Annotated in this window: 18 protein-coding genes and 1 pseudogene; 9 read left to right on the forward strand and 10 right to left on the reverse strand. The window is 69.8% G+C overall.

The genetic code is table 11. The features are described 5' to 3' along the window. Positions 1-24: 24 nt before the first annotated feature. The 7 genes and pseudogenes from ACZ4SF_RS16255 to ACZ4SF_RS16285 all read right to left on the reverse strand — a co-directional run bounded on the left by ACZ4SF_RS16255 (position 25) and on the right by ACZ4SF_RS16285 (position 7394). Positions 25-942, reverse strand: coding sequence for a PAC2 family protein (locus ACZ4SF_RS16255; protein WP_468384090.1), 918 nt, complete (start codon positions 940-942; stop codon positions 25-27). A 253-nt stretch (positions 943-1195) separates the two neighbouring features. Continuing rightward, a pseudogene (locus ACZ4SF_RS16260) lies at positions 1196-1306 on the reverse strand (GntR family transcriptional regulator); the annotation flags it as partial. Between the two features lie 119 nt (positions 1307-1425). Continuing rightward, positions 1426-1878, reverse strand: coding sequence for a phospholipase (locus ACZ4SF_RS16265; protein WP_468384092.1), 453 nt, complete (start codon positions 1876-1878; stop codon positions 1426-1428). A 327-nt stretch (positions 1879-2205) separates the two neighbouring features. Then, positions 2206-3822, reverse strand: a complete 1617-nt coding sequence (locus ACZ4SF_RS16270; RefSeq protein WP_468384095.1) for a glycerol-3-phosphate dehydrogenase/oxidase — start codon at positions 3820-3822, stop codon at positions 2206-2208. Between the two features lie 48 nt (positions 3823-3870). After that, complete coding sequence (gene glpK / locus ACZ4SF_RS16275) at positions 3871-5409, reverse strand: glycerol kinase GlpK (protein ID WP_468384098.1); 1539 nt, start codon at positions 5407-5409, stop codon at positions 3871-3873. 79 nt (positions 5410-5488) lie between these two features. After that, positions 5489-6283 carry an MIP/aquaporin family protein gene (locus tag ACZ4SF_RS16280; protein WP_468384101.1) on the reverse strand — a complete coding sequence of 265 codons (795 nt, stop codon included), beginning with the start codon at positions 6281-6283 and terminating at the stop codon, positions 5489-5491. Positions 6284-6629: 346 nt separating this feature from the next. After that, the gene (locus ACZ4SF_RS16285; RefSeq protein ID WP_468384104.1) at positions 6630-7394 is read right to left on the reverse strand and encodes an IclR family transcriptional regulator; all 765 of its coding nucleotides are present in this window, start codon (positions 7392-7394) and stop codon (positions 6630-6632) included. Positions 7395-7671: 277 nt separating this feature from the next. Here ACZ4SF_RS16285 and metH point away from each other — a divergent pair, with 277 nt between their 5' ends. The 4 genes from metH to ACZ4SF_RS16305 all read left to right on the forward strand — a co-directional run bounded on the left by metH (position 7672) and on the right by ACZ4SF_RS16305 (position 15740). After that, complete coding sequence (gene metH / locus ACZ4SF_RS16290) at positions 7672-11187, forward strand: methionine synthase (RefSeq protein WP_468384105.1); 3516 nt, start codon at positions 7672-7674, stop codon at positions 11185-11187. A gap of 113 nt (positions 11188-11300) precedes the next feature. After that, positions 11301-12002: an HAD family hydrolase gene (locus ACZ4SF_RS16295; RefSeq protein ID WP_468384108.1), complete on the forward strand. Its 702-nt coding sequence runs from the start codon at positions 11301-11303 to the stop codon at positions 12000-12002. A gap of 459 nt (positions 12003-12461) precedes the next feature. Continuing rightward, positions 12462-14066, forward strand: coding sequence for an ABC transporter substrate-binding protein (locus tag ACZ4SF_RS16300; protein WP_468384110.1), 1605 nt, complete (start codon positions 12462-12464; stop codon positions 14064-14066). Between the two features lie 96 nt (positions 14067-14162). After that, positions 14163-15740: an ABC transporter substrate-binding protein gene (locus ACZ4SF_RS16305; protein WP_468384112.1), complete on the forward strand. Its 1578-nt coding sequence runs from the start codon at positions 14163-14165 to the stop codon at positions 15738-15740. Positions 15741-15875: 135 nt separating this feature from the next. On the opposite strand, the gene ACZ4SF_RS16310 is transcribed toward ACZ4SF_RS16305, so the two are convergent. Continuing rightward, positions 15876-16547 carry a response regulator gene (locus ACZ4SF_RS16310; RefSeq protein WP_201840033.1) on the reverse strand — a complete coding sequence of 224 codons (672 nt, stop codon included), beginning with the start codon at positions 16545-16547 and terminating at the stop codon, positions 15876-15878. Positions 16548-16610: 63 nt separating this feature from the next. After that, complete coding sequence (locus ACZ4SF_RS16315) at positions 16611-17789, reverse strand: RecB family exonuclease (protein ID WP_468384115.1); 1179 nt, start codon at positions 17787-17789, stop codon at positions 16611-16613. 478 nt (positions 17790-18267) lie between these two features. Between ACZ4SF_RS16315 and ACZ4SF_RS16320 the strand changes: the two genes are divergently transcribed. The 3 genes from ACZ4SF_RS16320 to ACZ4SF_RS16330 all read left to right on the forward strand — a co-directional run bounded on the left by ACZ4SF_RS16320 (position 18268) and on the right by ACZ4SF_RS16330 (position 21667). Further along, complete coding sequence (locus ACZ4SF_RS16320; protein WP_468384117.1) at positions 18268-19869, forward strand: site-2 protease family protein; 1602 nt, start codon at positions 18268-18270, stop codon at positions 19867-19869. Positions 19870-19921: 52 nt separating this feature from the next. Beyond that, positions 19922-20824, forward strand: coding sequence for a tRNA (adenine-N1)-methyltransferase (locus ACZ4SF_RS16325; RefSeq protein ID WP_468384120.1), 903 nt, complete (start codon positions 19922-19924; stop codon positions 20822-20824). A gap of 261 nt (positions 20825-21085) precedes the next feature. After that, on the forward strand, positions 21086-21667 hold the full coding sequence (locus ACZ4SF_RS16330) for a hypothetical protein (RefSeq protein WP_468384123.1): 582 nt from the start codon (positions 21086-21088) through the stop codon (positions 21665-21667). Between the two features lie 7 nt (positions 21668-21674). Here the strand turns inward: ACZ4SF_RS16330 and ACZ4SF_RS16335 are convergent, their stop codons facing one another. Continuing rightward, positions 21675-21977 (reverse strand): ferredoxin, encoded by a 303-nt coding sequence (locus ACZ4SF_RS16335; protein ID WP_468384125.1) that lies wholly within the window; start codon positions 21975-21977, stop codon positions 21675-21677. A gap of 522 nt (positions 21978-22499) precedes the next feature. On the opposite strand from ACZ4SF_RS16335, the gene arc reads away from it, so the two are divergent. Then, positions 22500-24266, forward strand: a complete 1767-nt coding sequence (gene arc, locus ACZ4SF_RS16340; RefSeq protein WP_468384128.1) for a proteasome ATPase — start codon at positions 22500-22502, stop codon at positions 24264-24266. Positions 24267-24498: 232 nt separating this feature from the next. Then, a complete protein-coding gene (gene dop / locus ACZ4SF_RS16345) occupies positions 24499-26010 on the forward strand; it encodes a depupylase/deamidase Dop (protein ID WP_468384130.1) in 1512 nt (503 codons plus the stop codon). Positions 26011-26052: the final 42 nt, after the last annotated feature.

Below are 26052 nucleotides of genomic sequence, written 5' to 3' on the forward strand. Positions count from 1 at the left end.
CTCCGTACGCAGACCTCCGTACCCTCAGTCCTCCGAACCGTCCTCCTCGTCGGCCGAACCGCCGGAGGCATGCGGCGGCCTCGGCTTGCCGCCCGGAGGGCCCACGTCCCGGCGCCGCAGATACCGCTCGAACTCGCGGGCGATCGCCTCGCCCGACGCCTCCGGCAGCTCCGCGGTGTCCCGGGCCTCCTCCAGCGTCTGGACGTACTCGGCGACCTCGCTGTCCTCCGCGGCCAGCTGGTCCACGCCCACCTGCCAGGCGCGCGCGTCCTCGGGCAGCTCGCCCTGCGGGACGCGCAGGTCCAGCAGATCCTCCAGCCGGTTGAGCAGGGCCAGCGTGGCCTTGGGGTTGGGCGGCTGGGAGACGTAGTGCGGTACGGCCGCCCACAGCGACACCGCCGGGACGCCGGCGTGCGTGCACGCCTCCTGCAGGACGCCCACGATGCCCGTGGGCCCCTCGTACTTGGTCTCCTCCAGGTCCATGCGCTGGGCCAGGTCGGGATCCGACGTGACCCCGCTGACCGGCACCGGCCGCGTATGCGGGGTGTCACCGAGCAGGGCGCCCAGGATGACCACCAGCTCCACGCCCAGTTCGTGCGCGAAGCCGAGCAGCTCGTTGCAGAACGAGCGCCACCGCATGGACGGTTCGATGCCGCGGACCAGCACCAGATCGCGCGGCTTCTCGCCGCCGACCCGGACCACCGACAACCGTGTCGTCGGCCACGTGATCTTGCGCACACCGGCGTCCATGAACACCGTGGGCCGGTTCACCTGGAAGTCGTAGTAGTCCTCGGCGTCGAGCGCCGCGAAGACCTCGCCCTTCCACTCGCGTTCCAGATGCGCGACCGCCGTGGAGGCGGCGTCACCGGCATCGTTCCAGCCCTCGAACGCGGCCACCATGACTGGGTCGATCAGCTCGGGAACCCCCTCCAGCTCGATCACCCAGTGCCTCCTTCCGACGTGCCCTCGCTTGACTCACCAACCTTACGGCGTCCGGCGGGGGCGTCCGCAGCCCCCCGGGCCGGGGGATGCCCGGATCACTGCCCCGTTCGCTGCTGGGGAACACACCGGCGCTCCGACTCGGGCGAGTGGGTCCGCTCGAGCGCCGCGGGACCGTGTCCGGCATGCGCCGCGGAGACAGAGACCGGCCACGACGAGCCGGCACCGGCAGGACGGCCCGCACCCCGACGGGGCTGCCGTCCGGCAGCGAGCACAGCACCGAGTTGCCGGCGCTCTGCACGATGCACCGGTGGAACTCCGGCCCCGCCGCGACCAGTTGCTCCACCGACGGCTCGGCGCCCAGCGCGACCGGCGTCGCCTCGTCGGTGCATGCCACGACCGGCCCCCTGCCGCCCGGGCATCCGATGTCTCGGCACCTTGTGCGGGCGCGACCGGGGGCCGGTCGGGGGAGCGGGCAAGGACTCGTCAGCCGAAGGCCTTGACGGCCTGGTAGTAGGTCCACGCCGTGCTGTTGCAGGCGGTCTTCGTGGCCCCGCTGTAGGAGTTACACACGCGCTTGAGGTCCTCGTACAAGGCGCTGTCGAGGCGCGACTTGTTGGCGCTGAAGGTGCCGGCCGCCTTGTAGTTGCGGTAGCCGAAGTCGTGGCGGGCACAGGACATGGAGAAGGGAAAGCCGAACGGGTTGTCCGGCGAGGAGGAGCAGTAGTCGGTGGACCAGTCGAACGCGTAGGCGGACCATGCCGACTGGTTCGCGCGGGCGGCGGCCCACGCGTTGTAGCTGGACCCGCTGGTCTGGGTGAAGTTGGCGAGCGCCTGGGGCTTGTCGGCGGGAACTGCCTCGGCCGCGGTGGCGGTGGCGGTGACGGTGAGGAAGGCCAGCGCCGAGGCGGCGAGACCGGTGGCAAGTCTGCGGTGCATCCCACACCTCCATGAGGGCTGCGATCCGGCCCTCGGACCGCAGGTTCATGACAATGGAGGTGTCGGCTGGAATCTTGCTCTCATGGGCATGGAGGGGCTTGGAGCGGCGAAGGACGACGCTACGCTCAACCGCCCTGTGCCGACCGCCGGTTCACGCACCCGGTGCCGACCGCCGGTTCACGGGCATCCGCGGACGACGGCAGGGCGCGCGAGAGGGGCGGCTCCATCGGCGTGGAGCCGCCCCTCTCATCGAGTCCGGCCCCGGTGCGGCGGGGGCCGTCCCTCGTGCCGCCGGCCCTGGTCAGGGAGTGGAGGCCGGCGGCGGGCTCACTTCTTGTCGAGCAGGTCCTGGACCTTGGCGCGGACGTCGTCCGTGGCGAGGCCGCGGATGGTCAGCGTGGTCCGGCGGCGCAGCACGTCGTCCGCCGTCTCGGCCCACTCGTGATCACGGGCCCACACGACCTGCGCCCAGATCTCCGGGGCGTCGGGGTGGACGCGCTCGGCCAGCTCCGGGTCCTCGTTCGCCAGGCGGGCGATGTCGAACGCCAGGGAGCCGTAGTGGGTCGCCAGGTGCTTGGCGGTGTCGGCGGCCATGCGCGGGCCGGGGGCCGGGCCGTCCACCAGGAGACGGTGGGCGACCGCGCGCGGGTTGGCGACACCGGGCAGCGGCAGCTTCTTCGGCAGCGAGGAGATCGGCTCGAAATCGTCACCGAGCGGGTGACCCGGCAGCGCCTCCAGCTTCTTCATGATCGTCCGGCCGATGTGGCGGAACGTCGTCCACTTGCCGCCGGCGACGGACAGCATGCCGGCCTTGCCCTCGGTCACCACGGTCTCGCGCTTGGCCTTGGCGGTGTCGCCGGGGCCGCCCGGCAGCACCCGCAGGCCGGCGAAGGCGTAGGTGATGAGCTCGCGCCGGAGCTGCTGGTCCCGGACCGAGAACGCGGCCTCGTCCAGGATCTGGGCTACGTCCTTCTCGGTGACGGACACGTCCGCCGGGTCACCCTCGAACTCCTCGTCGGTGGTACCGAGCAGCAGCATGTCCTCCCACGGGAGGGCGAAGGTGATGCGGTACTTGTCGATCGGGGTCGCGAGCGCGGCCTTCCACGGCGAGGTGCGCTTCAGGACCAGGTGCGCGCCCTTCGACAGGCGGATGGACGGCGCCGCGTTCGCGTCCTCCATCCTGCGCAGGTGGTCGACCCACGGGCCGGTCGCGTTCAGGACGAGACGGGCGTTGACGCCGAACTCGTCGCCGGAGGTCCGGTCCTTCAGCTCGGCACCCGTCACCCGGCCGTTGGTGAAACGCAGGCCGGTGACCTCGGCGTGGTTGAGGACGACCGCCCCCGACTCGACGGCCGCGCGGACCGTCATCAGCGCCATGCGGGCGTCGTTCATCTGGTCGTCGCCGTACACGGCCACGGCCTTGAGGTTCTCGGTGCGCAGCTCGGGCACGTCCTGCGCCGCCTTGGCGGGGGAGAGCAGGTGGCCCACGCCGTCACCGAACGCGGAGAGCGCGGAGTAGGCGAAGACGCCCGCGCCGAGCTTCGCCGCGCCGTGCGGCCCGCCCTTGTACACGGGGAGGTAGAAGGTGAGCGGGTTCGCCAGGTGGGGGGCCACCTGGCGGGAGACCGCACGGCGCTCGAAGTGGTTCTCCGCCACCAGCTTCACCGCGCCGGTCTGCAGGTAGCGCAGACCGCCGTGGAGCAGCTTGGAGGAGGCGGAGGAGGTGGCGCCGGCGAAGTCGCCGGCGTCGACCAGCGCCACCCTGAGCCCGGACTGCGCGGCGTGCCAGGCGGTGGAGATGCCCAGGATGCCGCCGCCGATCACAAGAAGGTCGTACGACGCCTTGGCGAGCTGCTCCCTGGTCTCGGCCCGGCTCGGGTTCGAGCCGGATGCCGGGTGGGTCCCCAGGGCAGGTACGGACTGCAGGGTGGACTGACTGGTCATGTCGGGTACTTACTCCTCGTCAGAGATGTCTGAGCCGTCTAGGGGCGCTCAGCTCTCGTCCTCGATCCAGCCCATGGTCCGGTCGACGGCCTTGAGCCAGTTCTTGTACTCACGGTCGCGGGTCTCCGCGTCCATGCGGGGGGTCCACTCCGCGGCCCGGCGCCAGTTGGCGCGCAGTTCGTCGGTGCTGGACCAGAAACCGACGGCGAGGCCGGCGGCGTAGGCGGCGCCGAGGCAGGTGGTCTCGGCGACCATCGGGCGCACCACCGGTGCGTCCAGGACGTCCGAGAGCGTCTGCATCAGCAGGTTGTTGGCGGTCATGCCACCGTCGACCTTGAGGGTCACCAGCTCGTCGCCGGAGTCCTTGACCATGGCGTCGGCGATCTCCCGCGTCTGCCAGGCGGTGGCCTCCAGGACGGCGCGCGCGAGGTGCGCCTTCGTGACGTACCGGGTCAGACCGGCGATCACACCGCGGGCGTCGGAGCGCCAGTGCGGGGCGAACAGACCGGAGAAGGCCGGCACGAAGTAGGCGCCGCCGTTGTCCTCGACCGAGAGCGCGAGCGTCTCGATCTCGGCGGCAGTGGAGATCAGGCCCATCTGGTCCCGCATCCACTGCACCAGCGAGCCGGTGACCGCGATCGAGCCCTCGAGGGCGTAGACCGTCGGCTGGTCGCCGATCTTGTAACCGACCGTGGTCAGCAGACCGGCATAGGAATTGATGATCTTGTCACCGGTGTTCATCACCATGAAGGTGCCGGTGCCGTAGGTGGACTTGGTCTCGCCCTCGGAGAAGCAGGTCTGGCCGAACAGGGCCGCCTGCTGGTCGCCGAGCGCGGAGGCGACCGGGATGCCGCCGAGCACGTCGCCCAGCTTGCCGCCGGTGACCTCGCCGTAGACCTCGGCCGAGGAGCGGATCTCCGGCAGGATCTGCAGCGGGACACCGATGGACTCGGCGATCTTGTCGTCCCACTGCATGGTGTGCAGGTTCATCAGCAGGGTGCGGGAGGCGTTGGTGACGTCGGTGACGTGCTTGCCGCCGTTGACACCGCCGGTCAGGTTCCAGATGACCCAGGTGTCCATGGTGCCGAAGAGGATGTCGCCGGCCTCGGCGCGCTCGCGCAGGCCGTCGACGTTGTCCAGCAGCCAGCGGGCCTTGGGGCCCGAGAAGTACGAGGCCAGCGGCAGGCCGGTCTCGCGGCGGAAGCGGTCCTGGCCGACGTTGCGGCCCAGCTCCCGGCACAGGGCGTCGGTGCGGGTGTCCTGCCAGACGAGGGCGTTGTAAACGGGCTCACCGGTGTTCTTGTCCCACAGCACGGTGGTCTCGCGCTGGTTGGTGATGCCGATGGCCTTGATGTCGTCGCGGGTGATGCCGGCCTTCTGGATGGCTCCGGCGACGACCTCCTGGACGTTGGTCCAGATCTCGTTGGCGTTGTGCTCGACCCAGCCCGGCTTCGGGAAGATCTGCTCGTGCTCCTTCTGGTCGACGGAGACGATCCGGCCGTCCTTGTCGAAGACGATGCAGCGCGAGGAGGTCGTGCCCTGGTCGATCGCGGCGATGAACGGGCCTGCGGTGTGGGCGTCGGTCACTGTGTGCTCCTGAAAGGTCCGTGGTGGTGTGGCTGTACGTACGGCGCGTGCTCGAAGACTCGGGGCTTCCTAAAGCTTCTTAAGCAAAAGCGACGTTGTAGATGCCTGCAGCGACAGCGGCGCCGATCAGGGGACCGACCACCGGGATCCAGGCGTAGCTCCAGTCGGAACCGCCCTTGTTGGGCAGCGGCAGCAGGGCGTGCACGATGCGCGGACCGAGGTCACGGGCCGGGTTGATCGCGTAGCCCGTCGGGCCGCCGAGCGACAGACCGATCGACACCACCACGAAGGCCGTGATCAGGCCGCCGAGGATGCCGAGGCCGTTGCCCTTGTCGTTCAGGCCCTGCGTGAGGACCGCGAGGATCAGCACGACGGTGCCGATGATCTCCGTGGCGAGGTTCTGCGCCACGTGCCGGATCTCCGGACCGGTGGAGAAGACGCCGAGGACCGGGCCGGCGCCCTTCTCCTGGGCCTCGACCGCCTTGGCCGAGGTGGCCTGCGCGCCCGGACCGCCGACGATCTCCTTGTCGGTCAGGTGCGCCTGGAACTGGCCGTAGTAGGCCACCCAGACCAGAGCCGCGCCGATCATCGCGCCGAGCAGCTGGCCGGCGAAGTAGGTCGGAACGTTGCTCCAGTCGCTGTCCTTGATGGCCAGGGCGACGGTGACGGCCGGGTTGAGGTGCGCACCGGAGAGCGGTCCGGAGATGTACACCGCCGTCAGGACGGCGAAACCCCACCCGAAGGTGATGGCGAGCCAGCCGGCGTTACGGGCCTTGGAGGCCTTCAGCGTGACGGCGGCGCAGACGCCGCCGCCGAGCAGGATGAGTATGGCGGTACCGATGGTCTCGCCGATGAAGATGTCGGAGCTGGACACCCGCGACTCCTTTGTCCTTCGTCCAGGGATAGCCCGAACCCCTGGTCCCGCCGGGGGTTCTGGCGCCCTCGGGGGTGAGAGCGATGCCGGCCCTTGGCGTTGTCACACTCTAGCGCGTAATGCCGGTAGGTGTTCGACAATGCCGACCGATGGACGGGAGTCTTGCTTCGGCGTTACGCGTGCGTCAAGAGTTCTGTTATCGAAAACAGGATCGTTATTGATCGCTGCGGGTTATCGACCTTCGTGCACGGACGTACGATCTCGTCGCGTTTGTCCATTTCAGGGTAGGCCGAGGGCCGGAACGCCGCCTGGCGTCCCGGTCGTTCCTACAAACAGCCGCCGGGGCTCAGAACCGCCCGGCGCCCAGATCCCGGGAGACCGCGCGGGCGCAGTCCCGCACCGCCGCGATCAGCTCCGGCCGCAGCTCGCCCTCCGGGCACAGCCGTTCCACGGCACCCGTGATGCCGACCGAGCCCACCGGCATGCGACGCCGGTCGTGGATGGGGGCGGCGATCGACGCCACGCCCTCCCAGGTCTCCTCCACGTCGGCCGCGTACCCACGCGCGCGCGTGATGTCCAGGAGGTGCTCGAAGTCGCCGGGATCGCACACGGTGCGGTCGGTGAAAGGCTTCCGGTCGCTCTCCAGCACCTCGCTGTGCGCCACCGGGTCGTACGCCGACAGCACCTTGCCCAGCGCCGTGGAGTGCAGCGGCTGCATGGCCCCGATCTCCAGCACCTGCCGGCTGTCGTCCGGCCTGAAGACGTGGTGCACGATCAGGACGCCCTGCTGGTGCAGGACGCCCAGGTACACGCTCTCACCGCTGGACCGGGCCAGGTCGTCGGCCCACACCAGGGCCCTGGCCCGCAGTTCGTGCACGTCCAGATAGGTGGTGCCGAGGCGTAGCAGCTCGGCGCCCAGCTGATAGCGCCCGGAGACGTCGTCCTGCTCCACGAACCCCTCCTGCTGGAGGGTGCGCAGGATGCCGTGGGCGGTGCCCTTGGCGAGGCCGAGCGACGAGGCGATGTCCGAGAGGCCGAGTCGCCGCTCGCCGCCCGCGAGCAGCCGCAGCATCGCGGCCGCCCGTTCGAGCGACTGGATGTTCCGTGCCATCGCCGTTCTGCCTCCGTCCCCTTCGACTGCCCAGGCGCGTCGTACCGCCGTTCGGCAATGTCGAACACTACCGGTCCATGCCGACCTCCCGCTAATGGTCGGACGGCTCCTGTTGCATCACACGTGAACTGTCGTGGCACGGGCGCCACCCACGTCCGGTTCGTGGACGCCGCTGCCCATCCAAGCCCACTCCCGGTTACTCTGGCGCCGTGCGGCAAGCCCTGCCCGGCAGGGAAGCCGCATAGCCGACAGCCGTCGCACCTCAGGGAGCCCCTTCATGGCCTCGTTGCCAACGTCCCCTTCCGCCGACAGCCGGACCCGTGTGTCCGCGCTCCGCGAGGCGCTTGCCACCCGTGTGGTGGTCGCCGACGGAGCGATGGGCACCATGCTGCAGGCGCAGGATCCGACTCTTGAGGACTTCCAGCAGCTGGAGGGCTGCAACGAGGTCCTGAACGTCACCCGCCCCGACATCGTGCGCTCCGTCCACGAGGCGTACTTCGCCGTGGGTGTGGATTGCGTGGAGACCAACACCTTCGGGGCCAACCACGCGGCCATGGCGGAGTACGACATCGCCGACCGCGTCCACGAGCTGTCCGAGGCCGGCGCCCGCATCGCCCGTGAGGTGGCGGACGAGTTCGCCGCCGGCGACGGCCGGCCGCGCTGGGTCCTCGGCTCCATCGGTCCCGGCACCAAGCTGCCCACCCTCGGTCACGTCGGTTTCACGACGATCCGGGACGGTTTCCAGGCCAATGCCGAGGGCCTGCTCGCGGGCGGCGCGGATGCGCTGATCGTGGAGACCACGCAGGATCTGCTGCAGACCAAGGCCTCGATCCTGGGTGCCCGGCGCGCCATGGAGGCCCTCGGCATCGAGGTCCCCCTGCTCTGCTCGATGGCGTTCGAGACCACCGGCACGATGCTGCTGGGTTCGGAGATCGGTGCGGCGCTGACCGCACTGGAGCCGCTGGGCATCGACATGATCGGCCTGAACTGCTCGACGGGTCCGGCCGAGATGAGCGAGCACCTGCGCTACCTGACCCGGCACTCGCGCATCCCGCTGCTGTGCATGCCGAACGCGGGCCTGCCGGTCCTGACCAAGGACGGTGCGCACTTCCCGCTGGGTCCGGAGGGTCTGGCGGATGCGCAGGAGAACTTCGTCCGGGACTACGGGCTGTCGCTGATCGGCGGCTGTTGCGGCACCACGCCGGAGCATCTGCGTCAGGTCGTGGACCGGGTCCGGGGTCTGACCCCCACCGCGCGTGACCCGCGTCCGGAGCCGGGGGCCGCGTCCTTGTATCAGACGGTGCCGTTCCGTCAGGACACCTCCTATCTGGCCATCGGTGAGCGTACGAACGCCAACGGGTCGAAGAAGTTCCGCGAGGCGATGCTGGAGGGCCGCTGGGACGACTGTGTGGAGTTGGCGCGGGAGCAGATCCGTGAGGGTGCGCACCTGCTCGACCTGTGCGTCGACTATGTCGGCCGGGACGGGGTGGCGGACATGGAGGAGCTGGCCGGTCGTTTCGCCACCGCCTCCACGCTGCCGATCGTCCTGGACTCCACCGAGGTCGACGTCATCCAGGCCGGTCTGGAGAAGCTGGGCGGCCGCGCGGTCATCAACTCGGTGAACTACGAGGACGGTGACGGCCCCGACTCCCGGTTCGCCAAGGTCACCCGGCTGGCGCGGGAGCACGGCGCCGCGCTGATCGCGCTCACCATCGACGAGGAGGGCCAGGCCCGCACCCCGGAGAAGAAGGTGGAGATCGCCGAGCGGCTGATCGAGGACCTGACGTCGAACTGGGGCATTCATGAGTCGGACATCCTCATCGACACTCTGACCTTCACCATCTGCACCGGTCAGGAGGAGTCCCGCAAGGACGGTATCGCCACCATCGAGGCGATCCGTGAGCTGAAGAGGCGCCACCCGGCGGTGCAGACCACGCTGGGCCTGTCGAACATCTCCTTCGGCCTGAACCCGGCCGCCCGGATCCTGCTCAACAGTGTGTTCCTGGACGAGTGTGTGAAGGCGGGGCTGGACTCCGCGATCGTGCACGCCTCGAAGATCCTGCCGATCGCCCGGTTCGACGACGAGCAGGTCACCACGGCCCTGGACCTGATCTACGACCGCCGCGCCGAGGGCTACGACCCGCTGCAGAAGCTGATGCAGCTGTTCGAGGGTGCCACGGCGAAGTCGCTGAAGGCGGGCAAGGCCGAGGAACTGGCCGCGCTGCCGCTGGACGAGCGTCTCAAGCGCCGGATCATCGACGGTGAGAAGAACGGTCTGGAGGCCGACCTGGACGCGGCCCTGGAGGACCGTCCGGCCCTGGACATCGTCAACGAGACGCTGCTGGACGGCATGAAGGTGGTCGGTGAGCTGTTCGGCTCGGGGCAGATGCAGCTGCCGTTCGTCCTGCAGTCCGCCGAGGTCATGAAGGCGGCGGTGGCCTACCTCGAGCCGCACATGGAGAAGTCGGACGCCGAGGGCAAGGGCACGATCGTGCTGGCCACCGTGCGCGGCGACGTCCACGACATCGGCAAGAACCTGGTCGACATCATCTTGTCGAACAACGGCTACAACGTCGTCAATCTGGGCATCAAGCAGCCGGTCGCGGCGATCCTGGAGGCGGCCGAGGAACACCGGGCCGACGTGATCGGCATGTCCGGACTGCTGGTGAAGTCCACGGTGATCATGAAGGAGAACCTGGAAGAACTCAACCAGCGCGGCCTGGCCGCCCGCTTCCCGGTCATCCTCGGCGGCGCCGCACTCACCCGCGCCTATGTCGAGCAGGACCTGCACGAGATCTACCAGGGCGAGGTCCGCTACGCCCGCGACGCCTTCGAGGGCCTGCGCCTGATGGACGCCCTGATCGGCGTCAAACGCGGCGTGCCCGGGGCCCGGCTGCCCGAACTGAAACAACGCCGGGTCCGGGCCACCACCGCCGTCGAGGTCGCCGAACGCCCGCAGGAGGGCAACGTCCGCTCCGACGTCGCCACCGACAACCCCGTGCCCACCCCACCCTTCTGGGACACCCGCGTCATCAAGGGCATCCAGCTCAAGGAATACGCGAGCTGGCTGGACGAAGGCGCGCTGTTCAAGGGCCAGTGGGGGCTGAAGCAGGCCCGCACCGGGGAAGGACCGTCGTACGAGGAACTCGTGGAGAGCGAGGGCCGTCCGCGGCTGCGCGGTCTGCTGGACCAGCTGCAGACCGAGAACCTGCTGGAGGCGGCCGTCGTCTACGGCTACTTCCCCTGCGTGTCCAAGGACGACGACCTGATCATCCTGGACGAGCGCGGCAACGAGCGCACCCGCTTCACCTTCCCCCGCCAGCGCCGCGGCCGGCGCCTGTGCCTGGCCGACTTCTTCCGCCCGGAGGAGTCGGGCGAGACCGACGTGGTCGGCCTCCAGGTCGTCACCGTCGGCTCACGCATCGGCGAGCGGACCGCGAAACTGTTCGAGGCCAACGCCTACCGCGACTACCTCGAACTGCACGGTTTGTCCGTCCAGTTGGCCGAGGCACTCGCCGAGTACTGGCACGCCCGGGTCCGCGCCGAACTCGGTTTCGGCGGCGAGGACCCGGACGGCATCGAGGACATGTTCGCCCTGAAGTACCGGGGCGCCCGCTTCTCCCTCGGCTACGGCGCCTGCCCCGACCTGGAGGACCGCGCCAAGATCGCCGAACTCCTCCGGCCCGAGCGGATCGGGGTCCACCTGTCCGAGGAGTTCCAGCTCCACCCCGAGCAGTCCACGGACGCCATCGTGATCCACCACCCCGAGGCGAAGTACTTCAACGCACGGTGACGCGTGTCTCACTCAGCACACTGATCGGATAAGTCGTACACTGGTCGGTCCACTGCAGGCCGGTTCCCCAGCCGGGGAACCGGCCTGGTCGTCCCTCAAGGAGGTGCGCCCGGATGACCAGTACGGTCCCCGCGCTCGGAACCCGTACGGCCGAAGGCTCCGCCCTGCAGGCGGTGCTCCTCGACATGGACGGCACCCTGGTGGACACCGAAGGGTTCTGGTGGGACGTCGAGGTGGAGGTCTTCGCCTCCCTCGGGCACACCCTCGACGAGACATGGCGGCACGTCGTGGTCGGCGGCCCCATGACCCGCAGCGCCGGCTTCCTCATCGAGGCGACCGGCGCCGACATCTCCCTGCCGGAACTCACCGTGCTGCTCAACGACGGTTTCGAGGACCGGATCGGCCGGGCCCTGCCGCTGATGCCGGGCGCCGCCCGGCTCCTCGCCGAGCTGCACGAGTACGAGATCCCGACCGCCCTGGTCTCCGCCTCCCACCGGCGCATCATCGACCGTGTGCTGTCCGTGCTGGGCCCGCACCACTTCACCCTCTCCATCGCCGGCGACGAGGTCTCGCGCACCAAGCCCTTCCCGGACCCCTATCTGCTCGCCGCCGCGGGACTGGGCGCGGATCCGGCCAGATGCGCCGTGGTCGAGGACACCTCGACCGGTGTCGCCGCCGCCGAGGCCGCGGGCTGCCGTGTCGTCGCCGTACCCTCCGTCGCACCCATCGGCCCGGCCGAGGGGCGGACCGTCGTCTCGTCCCTGGAAGAGGTCGACCTGGCATTTCTGCGAGGCTTGATCACACAAATGCCCTAGCTGTTCACCGGGGGTACCCCTGCTCGTTGAGTCAGGGGCCGCAAAGTCCATTGGACGCGCTGGACATATTTCCGGGGAAGTACACCCGGCTGGAATTCGGGCCGGTCCGACCGGTCGAATTCTGCTGACTGGTCAGACAGTTGCAGGTGTGACGTTCCCCACGCCGGACGGGCTCGACAACGTTGGCCAAGTGTGCTGGCCGGTCCTGTCTGTGCAGAATCTGAGGGTCTTTGTGTCCCGATTGGTGGGATGCTGCACTAATCCTGCCGCTGTCGGGTTTTCGGTCTGTCCGCGGCCGGTTCCACTGCGTGATGGGGGGTCAACTCACGCGGCTGCGAACCCCCCTGCGGGTGCGGACTAATCTCGTCGCGAGAACATCGCCGAAGAACCCCCGTGGTCCGCCGCACCACCCATGCATGCCGGATACACGGACCCGAACAGCTCTGGAGAAACTCCCGCATGAACCGCAAGACTTTGGTGCTGCCGGCGGTGGCCGGCCTGCTCACCCCGGTTCTCGCCGCGTGCGGCGGGTCCGACAGCGGGAGCAAGAGCGGCGACGCCATCGTCGTCGGCACCACGGACCGGTTCACCGCCACCACGGACGCCCCGGCGCCCCTCGACCCGGCCTACGCCTACGACGTCGGCACCTGGAACATCCTGCGCCAGTCCGTGCAGACGCTGATGGCGCAGTCCAAGGGCGAGGGCGAGCCCATCCCCGACGCCGCCGAGAGCTGCTCCTTCACCGACAGCGGCAGCGAGCGCTACGCCTGCAAGCTGCGCGAGGGCCTGCAGTTCGCCAGCGGTGACGCGGTGACCGCCGCGGACGTCAAGTACTCCATCGAGCGTGCGCTGCACATCAACGCCGACAGCGGTGTCTCCGCCCTGCTGAACACCATCGACACGATCGAGACGCAGGGCGACCGCGAGGTCATCTTCCACCTGAAGACGGCCGACGCCACCTTCCCGTACAAGCTGTCCACCCCGGTCGCGGGCATCGTCAACCCGAAGGACTACGACAAGGGCAAGCTCCGCGACGGCTTCGAGGTCGACGGCTCCGGCCCCTACACCTTCAAGGCCGAGGTCGAGGACAACGCGATCGTCAGCGCCACCTTCACCAAGAACCCCTCCTACAAGGGCAGCGTGCAGGTGAACAACGACGCGGTCGAACTGCGCGCCTTCGCCGACGCCGACGCCATGGGCACCGCCATCGACAAGGGCGACATCGACGTCATGACCCGCACCATGTCGCCCGCGCAGGTCCAGAAGCTGGACGGCGGCAGTGACAGCAACGTCGACCTCGTCGACATGCCGGGTCTCGAAATCCGCTACCTGGCTTTCAACACCAACGCGTCCAGCGTCAAGTCCAAGGCCGTACGCCAGGCCATGGCCCAGCTCATCAACCGCGGCGAGCTGACCTCCAAGGTCTACGGCACCCAGGCCGAGCCGCTGTACTCGCTGGTCCCGGCCACCGTCACCGGCCACTCCAACTCGTTCTTCAACAAGTACGGCAACCCCAGCGTCGACAAGGCCAAGAGCCTGCTCGCCAAGGCCGGCATCACCACCCCGGTGAAGCTGACCCTGCACTACACCACCGACCACTACGGCTCGGCCACCAAGCAGGAGTTCCAGATCCTGCAGCGGCAGCTCAACGCCAGCGGCCTGTTCGACACCTCCATCAAGGGCCACCCCTGGGCGGACTTCCGGCCCGCCGAGCGGAAGGGCGAGTACGACGTCTACGGCATGGGTTGGTTCCCCGACTTCCCGGACGCCGACAACTTCCTCGCGCCCTTCCTCGACAAGGACAACTTCCTCGGCTCGCCGTACTCCAACAGCGCCATCCAGCGCTCGCTGATCCCGCAGTCGCGCCGTGAGGCCGACCGGCTCGGCGCGGCCAAGAGCCTGACCGAGATCCAGGACACCGTCGCGGAGGACGTCCCCGTCCTCCCGCTGTGGCAGGGCAAGCAGTACGTCGCCGCGCGGGACGACATCACGGGCGTGTCCTACGCCCTCAACTCCTCCTCGACGCTTCAGCTGTGGGAGCTCGGCCGTGGTGTGAGCGGCTGACGGCTCTCTCACCCGGGGGCCAGGGACGGCTGCCCCGGGTCCCGGGGCCAGGACGGCGGCCCCGGGGTGACGATCCGACGACAAGGCACAATTCAAGTGAACATGCGCAACCAGTGGCCAGTCCTGCCCATCGTGGCGGGGCTGGCCTCCGGCCTGCTTACCGGCTGCGGCTCGGAGACCGGTGATTCCGGGGGGACCGGCTCCTCGGTGGTGATGGGGATGTCCGACGACGTCCTCGCCACCGACCCGGCCTCCGGCTACGACCCCGGCTCCTGGCTGTTGTTCAACAACGTCTTCCAGTCGCTGCTCAGTTTCCCCAAGGGCGCGACCGAACCCGAGCCCGAGCTGGCGAAACAGTGCGGCTTCACCGACACCCGGGCCATGGTCTACCGGTGCCGGCTCAAGGACGGCCTCAAGTTCAGCAACGGTGACGCCCTCACCTCGGAGGACGTGAAGTTCTCCTTCGAGCGCATCCTGAAGATCAACGACCCCGCCGGCCCGGCGATCATGTTCCCGATGCTCGACAAGGTCGAGACACCGGACGCCAACACGGCCGTCTTCCGCCTGAAGGTGCCGGACGCCACCTTCCCCAGCAAGATCGCCTCCGGCGCCGGCTCCATCGTGGACCACCGCCAGTACGACGCGAACGGCCTGCGCACCGACCACAAGGCGGTCGGCTCCGGCCCCTACAAGCTGGACTCCTTCGACAAGGAGCAGGCGGTCTTCTCGGTCAACGACAACTACAAGGGCACCGTCAAGGTCAAGAACTCCGGCGTCACCCTCAAGTTCTTCCACGACGACCGCAGCGCCCTGAAGCAGGCCCTGCTCGACGGCGACATCGACATCGCCTACCGAGGCCTCACCTCCTCCGACATCGCCGACCTCGACCAGCAGGACGACAAGGACGTCGACGTCATCGAGGGCAACAGCGCCGAGGTCCAGCACCTGGTCTTCAACATGAAGGACCCGGTGGCGGGCAAGCCCGGCGTCCGCAAGGCCATGGCCTACCTGATCGACCGCGACGCCCTGATGAAGGACGTGTACCAGGGCACCGCCACCCCGCTGTACTCGATCGTCCCGGCCGGCATCGCGGGCCACAACACCGCCTTCTTCGACACCTACGGCGCCCGTCCCTCCCGGGCCAAGGCCGCCGCCGCACTGCACGCCGACGGCATCAGCGGCAAGGTGAAGCTCACCCTGTGGTCCACGCCGTCCCGGTACGGCCCCGCCACCGACGAGGAACTGAAGGCCATCGCCGGCCAGCTCAACGCCAGCGGCCTGTTCGACGCCGACGTGAAGTCCATCGCCTTCGACCAGTACGAGAAGGACGTCGCGGCCGGCAGATACGGCGTGTACATAAAGGGCTGGGTGCCGGACTACCCGGACGCCGACAACTTCACGGCCCCCTTCTTCGGCAAGGGCAACGTGCTGCAGAACAACTACAGCAACCGCACCATCACCGGAACCCTCATCCCGGCCACGGCCGCACAGAGCGACCGGGCCTCCACCGACCGGGAGTTCGGCAAGCTCCAGGACATCGTGGCCGACGAGCTGCCCGTGCTGCCGGTCTGGCAGGCCAAGCAGTACGCGGTCGTCCGCGACGGTGTCTACGGCCTCGAGTACTGCCTGGACGCCTCGACGGTGTTCCGCTTCTGGGAACTCAGCAAGAGCTGACGACGATCACGGCAAGGGCGCCCTCTCCGCGGGAGAGGGCGCCCTTCGCCGTCGAGGCCCGGCCGCCGTACGGCCTTCTGCCCTACCTCTGTCTGCTCTGCGGCTCTCCGCCCTGCGGCTTTCCGCCCTGCGTCCTCACTGGGCGCCGGGACGCACCAGCCCGCTCTCGTACGCGTACACCGCCGCCTGCACACGGTCCCGGAGCCCCAGCTTGGTGAGCACATGTCCGACGTGCGTCTTCACGGTCGTCTCACTGACGAACAGGTCGGCCGCGATCTCGGCGTTGGACAGCCCGCGCGCCACCAGCTTCAGCACCTCCACCTCACGGTCGGTGAGGGTGCCCAGGGTGTCCGGCACCGGCTCCTCGCCGGACGGCAGATGCGTGGCGTACTTGTCCAGCAGCCGCCGGGTGATGCTCGGGGCGAGCATGGCCTCGCCGGCCGCCACGACCCGGATCGCCTGCACCAGCTCGTTGGCGGGCGCGTCCTTGAGCAGGAAGCCGCTCGCCCCGGCGCGCAGCGCCTCCACCACGTACTCGTCCAGATCGAACGTGGTCAGCACCAGCACCTTGGCCGGGCCGTCCCGGCCGGGTCCGGTGATCTGCCGGGTGGCCTCCACACCGTCCATGCGGGGCATCCGGATGTCCATGAGCACGACATCGGGCTGCAGGGCGCGCACCTGGTCGAGGGCCTGCAGGCCGTCACCGGCCTCGCCCACGACCGCGATGTCCTGCTCGGCCTCCAGGATCATCCGGAAACCCGTACGCAGCAGGGGCTGGTCGTCGACCAGTAGGACGCGGATGGCCACGTGACACTCCTTCGCTAGTCCGGCCCCATTCTGCCCTGCGTCCGATCACCGGCTCACATCGGTTCACACGGTGCCGGACTCGGCCGTAGCGACCGGCAGCGGATAGGGCGGGGGAGTGCCGCCGAACTCCGGGCAGTGGGCCTGGTGGTCGCACCAGCCGCACAGCTTGGTCGGCCGGGGCCGCCAGTTCCCGGTCTCCGTGGCCTGCCGGATGGCCTTCCACAGCGCGTGCAGCTTGCGCTCCACCCGTTCCAGGTCGGCGAGGACGGGGTCGTACGTCAGCACGTCCCCGCTGCCCAGGTAGACGAGCTGCAGCCGGCGCGGGATCACTCGCTTCAGCCGCCACACCACGAGGGCGTAGAACTTCATCTGGAACAGCGCGCCCTCGGCGTACTCCGGCCGCGGCGCCTTGCCCGTCTTGTAGTCGACGATCCGCACCTCGCCGGTCGGCGCCACGTCCACGCGGTCGATGATCCCGCGCAGCCGCAGACCCGACTCCAGCTCGGCCTCCACGAACAGCTCCCGCTCGGCCGGCTCCAGCCGCGTCGGGTCCTCCAGCGTGAACCAGCGCTCCACGAGCCGCTCGGCCTCCGCGAGCCAGCCCGCCATCCGCTCGCCGTCCGGATCGTCGGCGAACAGCTCCGTCACCTCCGGCCTGCTCTCGCGCAGCCGGTCCCACTGGCCAGGGATCAGCGCCTTGGCCCGCGGCGCGGTCCGCTCCCCGGCGGGCGCGTCGAACAGCCGCTCCAGCACGGCATGCACCAGCGTCCCGCGCGTGGCCGCCTCGCTCGGCTTCTCGGGCAGCCGGTCGATCACCCGGAACCGGTACAGCAACGGGCACTGCATGAAGTCACTGGCCCGCGAGGGCGACAACGAGGCGGGCGCCACGGCGACCCGCTCCGCACCGGACGCCGCCATCGGCACGGGTTCCGCCGACGGCTCCGCGGACGGTTCTGCCGGCGGTTGCGCAGCCACATCTGCCGCGGGCTGCGCCGGGGGTTCCGCGGCCGGTTCCGCCGGAGGTTCCGCGGCCGGTTCTGCCGGCGGTTCCGCCACGTGTCCCGTCGGCGGTTCCACGGCCGTCTCCGCCACAGGTTCCGCGGCCGGAGGCATCGAGGGATCCGGCGGGGCCTCCTGGAGCGGGGGCGCCGGTGAGGGAATCGCAGGCTGCTGCGCGGCGGCCGCTCCCGTCTGCTCGGCGCCGCCCTCTCGGGCCGCCGCCTCCTCGATGCTGCTGTCCATGTCCACAGACCATACGGCCCACCACTGACAGTGACCCAGTCGCCGGGCGCGTCGGCCGTACGACCTCGGGGCAAACACAGAGGGTGCCGGGGCGGAACGCGCCACCAATGCCGCATACCATCGACCAGAGACCCTTCCGGCCGGCAGGTCCGGAAGACGCTTCGAACGAGGGGAAACCGTGGACGTGAGCGGCGGGAGCGGGCAGCCGCGGTCCGGCAACGACGAGCCGGCCGAGCACACCGCAGACCCTACGACCCCGCCGCCCGACCCTGCCCGCACGGATCAACCCCGCCCTCCGGCCTCCCGGCAGGACACCCCTCCCACGGAGCGGTCCGGGCACGGCCCCGAGAACCCGCGCCCGACGGCCCCGACCCCAGCCGCACCCACGGCACCCGCCACGGCACCCACGACCTCGGGAACCTCCGGAACCGCCGAAGCCGACGCGCCTGACCGGACCACCGGAACCGCCCGAACCGGTGTGACGGGACCGGCCGCCCGAGAAGACGAAGGCGACGCGGAGCACGCGACGCCCGGCACGCGACGCGCCGCCGCCCCGGACCACCGCACCACCCCGGCCGCCGGCCCCGGCCCCGACCCGGACCACCGCACCCCGGCGCCCGGCCACGACCCCGCCGAGCACCGCACCCCGGCGCCCAGCCCCGACGCCGACCCGGACCACCGCACCCCGGCGCCCGGCCACGACCCCGCCGAGCACCGCACCCCGGCGCCCGGCCCCGGCGCCGATCCGGACCACCGCACCCCGGCGCCCGGCCACGATCCCGCCGAGCACCGCACCCCGGCGCCCGGCCCCGGCGCCGATCCGGACCACCGCACCCCGGCCGCGGGCCCCGACGCCGGCCCCGCCGAGCACCGCTCCCTCGCGCACTCCGGGATCGCCAAGGGCGAGCCGCCCCAGCCGCGCCCACAGGAACCCGGCGGCGGCATTCTCATGGGCCGCCCCTTCGGCGTGCCCGTCTACGTCGCGCCGAGCTGGTTCCTCGTCGCCGCGCTGATCACCTGGGTCTTCGGCGGACAGCTCGACCGCGTACTGCCCGAGCTGGGCGCCGCCCGCTACCTCGTCTCCCTGTTCTTCGCGGTCGCCTTCTACGCCTCCGTCCTGGTCCACGAGCTGGCCCACACGGTCGCCGCGATCCGCTTCAAGCTCCCGGTCCGCCGCATCCAGCTGCAGTTCTTCGGCGGCGTCTCGGAGATCGAGAAGGAGGCCGAGACCCCGGGCCGGGAGTTCGTGCTGGCCTTCGTCGGCCCGCTGCTCTCGCTCGTCCTGGCCGGGCTGTTCTACCTCGCCCTGAAACCCGTCGAGCCCGGCACCGTACCCGGCGTCCTGCTGGCCGGACTGATGATCTCCAACCTCATCGTGGCGATCTTCAACCTCCTCCCCGGCCTCCCCCTGGACGGCGGTCGCATGCTCCGCGCCGTCGTCTGGAAAGTCACCGGCAGGCCGATGAGCGGCACGATCGCCGCAGCCTGGGTCGGCCGCGCCCTCGCCGTCACCGTCCTGATCGGCCTCCCACTGCTCAACCAGTCCGGCGCCTTCGGCAACGGCACCGAGGACGTGGGCGGCATGGACACCGTCACCGACGCCCTGCTCGCCGCCATCCTCGCCGCGATCATCTGGACCGGCGCCGGCAACAGCCTGCGCATGGCCCGGCTGCGCGAACACCTCCCCGAGCTGCGCGCCCGCGCCCTCACCCGGCGGGCCGTGCCGGTCGAGAACGACACCCCGCTCTCCGAAGCCCTGCGCCGGGCCAACGCCGCCGGCGCCCGCGCCCTCGTCGTGGTCGACGCCGACGGCCACCCCCTCGCCCTCGTCCGCGAGGCCGCCATCGTCGGCGTACCCGAGCACCGCCGCCCCTGGGTGGCCGTGAGCGGCCTGGCCCAGGAGCTGACCGACGGCATGCGGGTCTCCGCGGAACTGGCCGGCGAGGCCCTGCTGGACACCCTCCGCGCCACCCCGGCCACCGAGTACCTGGTGGTCGAGGAGACAGGCGAGATCTACGGCGTACTGTCGGCGGCGGACGTGGAGCGGGCCTTCGTCAAAGCGATGGCACGGCCTGCCTGAGGCGCCACTGCCACCGGCCGAACCCCCCGCACGGAACCGGTAGGCTGTTCACATGTCCGAACCGACCGGTGCCGCCCGCAGGCGCGGGCCCTTCAAGGTCGGGGACCAGGTACAGCTGACCGACCCCAAGGGCCGCCACTACACGTTCACGCTCGAAGCCGGGAAGAATTTCCACACCCACAAGGGCTCCTTCCCGCACGACGAACTGATCGGCGCTCCCGAGGGCAGCGTTGTCCGCACCACCGGCAACGTCGCCTACCTCGCGCTGCGCCCCCTGCTCCCCGACTACGTCCTGTCCATGCCCCGCGGGGCAGCCGTCGTCTACCCGAAGGACGCGGGGCAGATCCTCGCCTTCGCCGACATCTTCCCCGGCGCACGCGTCGTCGAGGCCGGCGTCGGCTCCGGCTCGCTCAGCAGCTTCCTGCTGCGGGCCATCGGCGACGAGGGCATGCTGCACTCCTACGAACGCCGCGAGGACTTCGCCGACATCGCCCGGCAGAACGTGGAACGCTACTTCGGCGGCCCGCACCCCGCCTGGCAGCTCACCGTCGGCGATCTGCAGGACAACCTCTCCGACACCGACGTCGACCGCGTCATCCTCGACATGCTCGCCCCCTGGGAGTGCCTGGAGGCGGTCTCCAAGGCGCTCGTCCCGGGCGGCATCCTGTGCTGCTACGTGGCCACCACCACCCAGCTCGCCCGGACCGTGGAATCCATCCGGGAGATCGGCAGCTTCAACGAGCCGACCGCTTGGGAAACCATGATCCGCAACTGGCACATCGAGGGCCTGGCCGTCCGCCCGGACCACCGGATGATCGGCCACACCGGCTTCCTGCTCACCGCCCGCCGCCTCGCCGACGGCGTCGAGCCGCCCATGCGCCGCCGCCGCCCCGCCAAGGGCGCCTACGGCGAGGACTACGCCGGACCGAACGCCGACGGCGGCGCCGGCCGCTGACCGGCCCCGCGCACGCACAACACAAGGGCGCCGTGGCCGAGTTCCTCCCACTCGAAGGAACTCGGTCACGGCGCCCGTCCGTTGACAGGGCACCAGGACCCCCACGCCCCGTGCGCGCCCGCCGAAAGCGCCGCGCGACGGCCCCGCACGACCGCGCGCCTGCCGGCGGGGCAATCCATGACCCCGCCGTTCCCCCGCACTGTGACGTGTGGCACCATGCAGGCCACCCCACCGGCACAGCCCTCACAGGAGACACTCCTCGTGCAGCAATCCGCCGTTCCGGAGCTAGCCCACGCCCAGACCCGGCCCATCCACTGGGTCGCCACCGCCACGGCCGTCGCAGGCGTCGTGGCTCTCTCCTCCCTCGCCCAGCCCGGATCGGCCACAGCCGCCCAGTCCGCCTCCGGCCCGGAGACGAAGTCCGCCCCCGCAGCCGTCGCACCGCCGAGCACGGCCGGTGTCGAGTTCCCGCTGGAATGCGGGCCGGTGAAGCCGGTGGTCGTCAAGAAGGCCACCGGAGACCTGGACGGCGACGGCAGGCCCGAAACCGTCGCCGTGGTCCACTGCGACGCCCCCATGGGAACCCCGCCCGACGGCGTCTACGTCCTCACCCGCTCCGCCGACGGCGGCAAGCCGCACGTGGTCGCCACACTCGTCGACCCAGGCGACCGGACCACCGTCACCGACTTCGCCGTACACGCGCGCACCGTATCCGCCACACTGCTCGGCTACTCATCGGACACCGTGCCCAGTTGCTGCCCCGACGAGAAGACCCCGGCCACGTGGCAGTGGAACGGCAGCGCCTTCCTCCGCTCCACGCCGGCCGGGGCCCACAGCGCCTGAACCGGGCTCACTCCGCGTCGGGCCCGTACACCTCGACCCTGTCCGAAACCCGGCGCACATGGATGCAGTCACCGGGACACTCCTTGGCCGAGTCCACCACATCAGCCAGCAGCGGCAGCGGCACCGGCGTGGTCGCCCCCGGAGCCTGGAGCAGCTCGTCGTCCGCGCCCTTCACATAGGCCAGCCCGTCGATGTCCAGCTCGAACACCTCCGGGGCGTACTGGGCACAGATCCCGTCGCCGGTACACAGGTCCTGGTCGATCCAGACCTCCAGCGCCTCCCCGCCCGGGGCCTCCTGCTGCACGGTCATCTCTCCTGCCGTCGGTTCGCCGGGCGGTCCCGCCGCCACGAAGGCCAGCCGGGTCCGCTCCAGCGGCTGTTGAACAACCCCGACCCTACCCCTGCCCGGTTCGCGGCCGGGTTCGGCCGGTTCGGGGTTTCCGGCCCGCCCCGCTCGGGTACCAGCGCCGGACCGGGAAGGGGGCGCCCCGGCGGCCGGGTCGACAACTTCAGGCCGCTCCCCGCAGTGACACCACCCGCCCGTTTCGTCGCTCTGCGTGATGATCGCCGGAGCGCGCCGTGTGCTGTCCACATCCGGGCCGACCACGCATCGAACGGACAACTCCAGCCAGACGTGGCGGGTTTTGACCACGCCATCCCCGGAACAGGCTGCTTTCCCATCACGTTGAGTGGGTATCCCCTCGGTGCGAGGGAGTGCGCACCGGGTGACCGACGACACACCTTGACAGTCTTTGTGATCTAGGGGTTTCAATCGATACCCACCCAGGTAGGGTCTGGAAGCGTCCAGCTCCCCTTGGAGGAGGTGAGGACCGTGGCAGCCCACGACGACGACATGAACCGCGGCATCCGCCCGGGACGCGGGTCCGACGACCCGGCCGGGCAGATCGCCTACCTTGAGCAGGAGATCGCCGTCCTGCGACGTAAGCTCGCCGACTCTCCGCGTCACACGAGGATTCTCGAAGAGCGGATCGTCGAGCTGCAGACCAACCTGGCCGGCGTCTCCGCCCAGAACGAGCGACTGGCCAACACCCTCCGTGAAGCCCGCGACCAGATCGTGGCCCTCAAGGAAGAGGTCGACCGGCTGGCCCAGCCACCGGCCGGCTTCGGTGTCTTCCTGCAGGCGAACGAGGACGGCACCGCCGACATCTTCACCGGGGGCCGCAAGCTCCGGGTGAACGTCAGCCCCAGCGTCGACCTCGACGACATGAGGCGCGGCCAGGAGGTCATGCTCAACGAAGCGCTCAACGTGGTCGAGGCCATGGAATTCGAGCGCGTCGGCGACATCGTCACCCTCAAGGAGATCCTCGAGGACGGCGAACGCGCCCTCGTACTGGGGCACACCGACGAGGAACGGGTGGTGCGGCTCGCCGAGCCGCTGCTGGACGTCACCATCCGCCCCGGCGACGCCCTGCTGCTCGAACCCCGCTCCGGCTACGTCTACGAGGTCGTGCCCAAGAGCGAGGTCGAGGAACTCGTCCTCGAAGAGGTCCCCGACATCGGCTACGAACAGATCGGTGGCCTGGGCAACCAGATCGAGGCCATCCGCGACGCGGTCGAGCTGCCCTACCTCTACCCGGACCTGTTCAAGGAGCACGAGCTGCGCCCGCCCAAGGGCGTCCTGCTCTACGGCCCGCCCGGCTGCGGCAAGACACTCATCGCCAAGGCCGTCGCGAACTCGCTGGCCAAGAAGGTCGCCGAGGTCACCGGCCAAGCCGCCGGCAAGAGCTTCTTCCTCAACATCAAGGGCCCCGAGCTGCTCAACAAGTACGTCGGCGAGACCGAGCGGCAGATCCGCCTCGTCTTCCAGCGTGCGCGTGAGAAGGCCAGCGAGGGCACCCCCGTGATCGTCTTCTTCGACGAGATGGAGTCCCTCTTCCGCACCCGCGGCTCCGGCGTCAGCTCGGACGTGGAGAACACCATCGTCCCCCAGCTGCTCGCCGAGATCGACGGCGTGGAAGGCCTGCAGAACGTGGTCGTGATCGGTGCCTCCAACCGCGAGGACATGATCGACCCCGCCATCCTGCGCCCCGGCCGGCTCGACGTGAAGATCAAGATCGAGCGTCCGGACGCCGAAGCCGCCAAGGACATCTTCGGCAAGTACCTCACCGAACGCCTGCCACTGCACACGGACGACCTCGGCGAGCACGGCGGCGACAAGGCCACCACCGTCCAGAGCATGATCCAGACGGCGGTCGAGCACATGTACGCCGAATCCGAGGAGAACCGCTTCCTGGAGGTCACCTACGCCAACGGCGACAAGGAAGTCCTCTACTTCAAGGACTTCAACTCCGGCGCCATGATCGAGAACATCGTGGGCCGCGCCAAGAAGATGGCGATCAAGGACTTCCTCGAGAAGAGCCAGAAGGGTCTCCGCGTCTCCCACCTGCTCCAGGCCTGCGTGGACGAGTTCAAGGAGAACGAGGACCTGCCCAACACCACGAACCCGGACGACTGGGCCCGGATCTCCGGAAAGAAGGGCGAGCGGATCGTGTACATCCGTACGCTCATCACCGGAAAGCAGGGCGCGGACACCGGACGCTCCATCGACACGGTGGCGAACACCGGTCAGTACCTGTAACGGCAGGGCGGCTGCGGGTGCCCTCACCGGGTACCCGCAGCCGAGCTGTTTCCGGGCCACGACCGGAGCATCGAATGACGCAAATGATCTCCCCACCAGCGCAAAGGCGTTCTAGGCTCGTTCCTACCGCCGGGACGCGCAGTGCGGGGACGGGCACCGCACACGCACCGGAGCGCCAGCGGTACTTGAGCGGCGCCCACGACCGAGGGTGCCGCCGGGCAAGGAGGGCCGCATGACCGTACGGCGAGTAATGGGCATCGAGACGGAGTACGGCATCTCCGTCCCCGGCCACCCGAACGCCAATGCCATGCTCACCTCGTCCCAGATCGTCAACGCCTACGCGGCGGCGATGCACCGGGCCCGACGGGCCCGCTGGGACTTCGAGGAGGAGAACCCGCTACGCGACGCGCGAGGCTTCGACCTCGCCCGGGAAGCCGCCGACGCCAGCCAGCTCACCGACGAGGACATCGGCCTCGCCAACGTGATCCTCACCAACGGTGCGCGGCTCTACGTGGACCACGCCCACCCCGAATACAGCGCCCCCGAGGTGACCAACCCCCGCGACGCCGTCCTCTGGGACAAGGCCGGCGAGCGGATCATGGCCGAAGCCGCCGAACGGGCCGCGCAGCTGCCCGGCGCCCAGCCCATCCACCTCTACAAGAACAACACCGACAACAAGGGCGCCTCCTACGGCACGCACGAGAACTACCTGATGAAGCGGGAGACCCCCTTCTCGGACATCGTGCGCCACCTCACCCCCTTCTTCGTCTCCCGCCAGGTCTTCGCCGGAGCCGGCCGCGTCGGCATCGGCCAGGACGGCCACGAACACGGCTTCCAGCTCAGCCAGCGCGCGGACTACTTCGAAGTCGAGGTCGGCCTCGAGACCACCCTCAAGCGCCCCATCATCAACACCCGCGACGAACCCCACGCGGACGCCGAGAAATACCGCCGCCTCCACGTGATCATCGGCGACGCCAACCTCTCCGAGATCTCCACCTACCTCAAGCTGGGCACGACCGCCCTGGTCCTGTCCATGATCGAGGACGGCTTCATCGCCGTGGACCTGGCCGTGGACCAGCCCGTCCGCACCCTCCACCAGGTCTCCCACGACCCCTCCCTCAAGCGCCTGATCACCCTGCGCAGCGGCCGGACCCTCACCGCGGTCCAGCTGCAGATGGAGTACTACGAGCTGTCGCGCAAGTACGTCGAGGAACGCTTCGGCGCCGACGCCGACGACCAGACCAAGGACGTCCTCAGCCGCTGGGAGGACACCCTCGGCCGGCTGGAGAACGACCCGATGAGCCTCGCCGGAGAACTGGACTGGGTGGCCAAGCGCGAGCTCATGGAGGGCTACCGCCGCCGTGACGGCCTCGACTGGGACGCCGCCCGGCTGCACCTGGTCGACCTCCAGTACGCCGACGTACGGGCCGAGAAAGGCCTCTACAACCGTCTGGCGGCCCGCGGACGCATGAAGCGGCTGCTGGACGAGTCCGAGGTCGACAGGGCCCGCACGAAGCCGCCGGAGGACACCCGCGCCTACTTCCGGGGCCGCTGCCTGGAGCAGTACGCCGACGACGTCGCCGCGGCCAGCTGGGACTCGGTCATCTTCGACCTCCCCGGCCGGGACAGTCTCCAGCGCGTTCCAACCCTGGAACCGCTACGCGGAACGCGAAATCACGTCAAGGAGCTGCTGGACCGCTGCCGCACGGCGGAAGACCTGGTCAGGGTCCTGTCCGGCGGCTGAGCGCGATCAGCGGGTACTCGTACCGCCCCGGGCGGACAGGGT

The sequence above is a fragment of the Streptomyces sp. NPDC027663 genome (assembly GCF_055566415.1).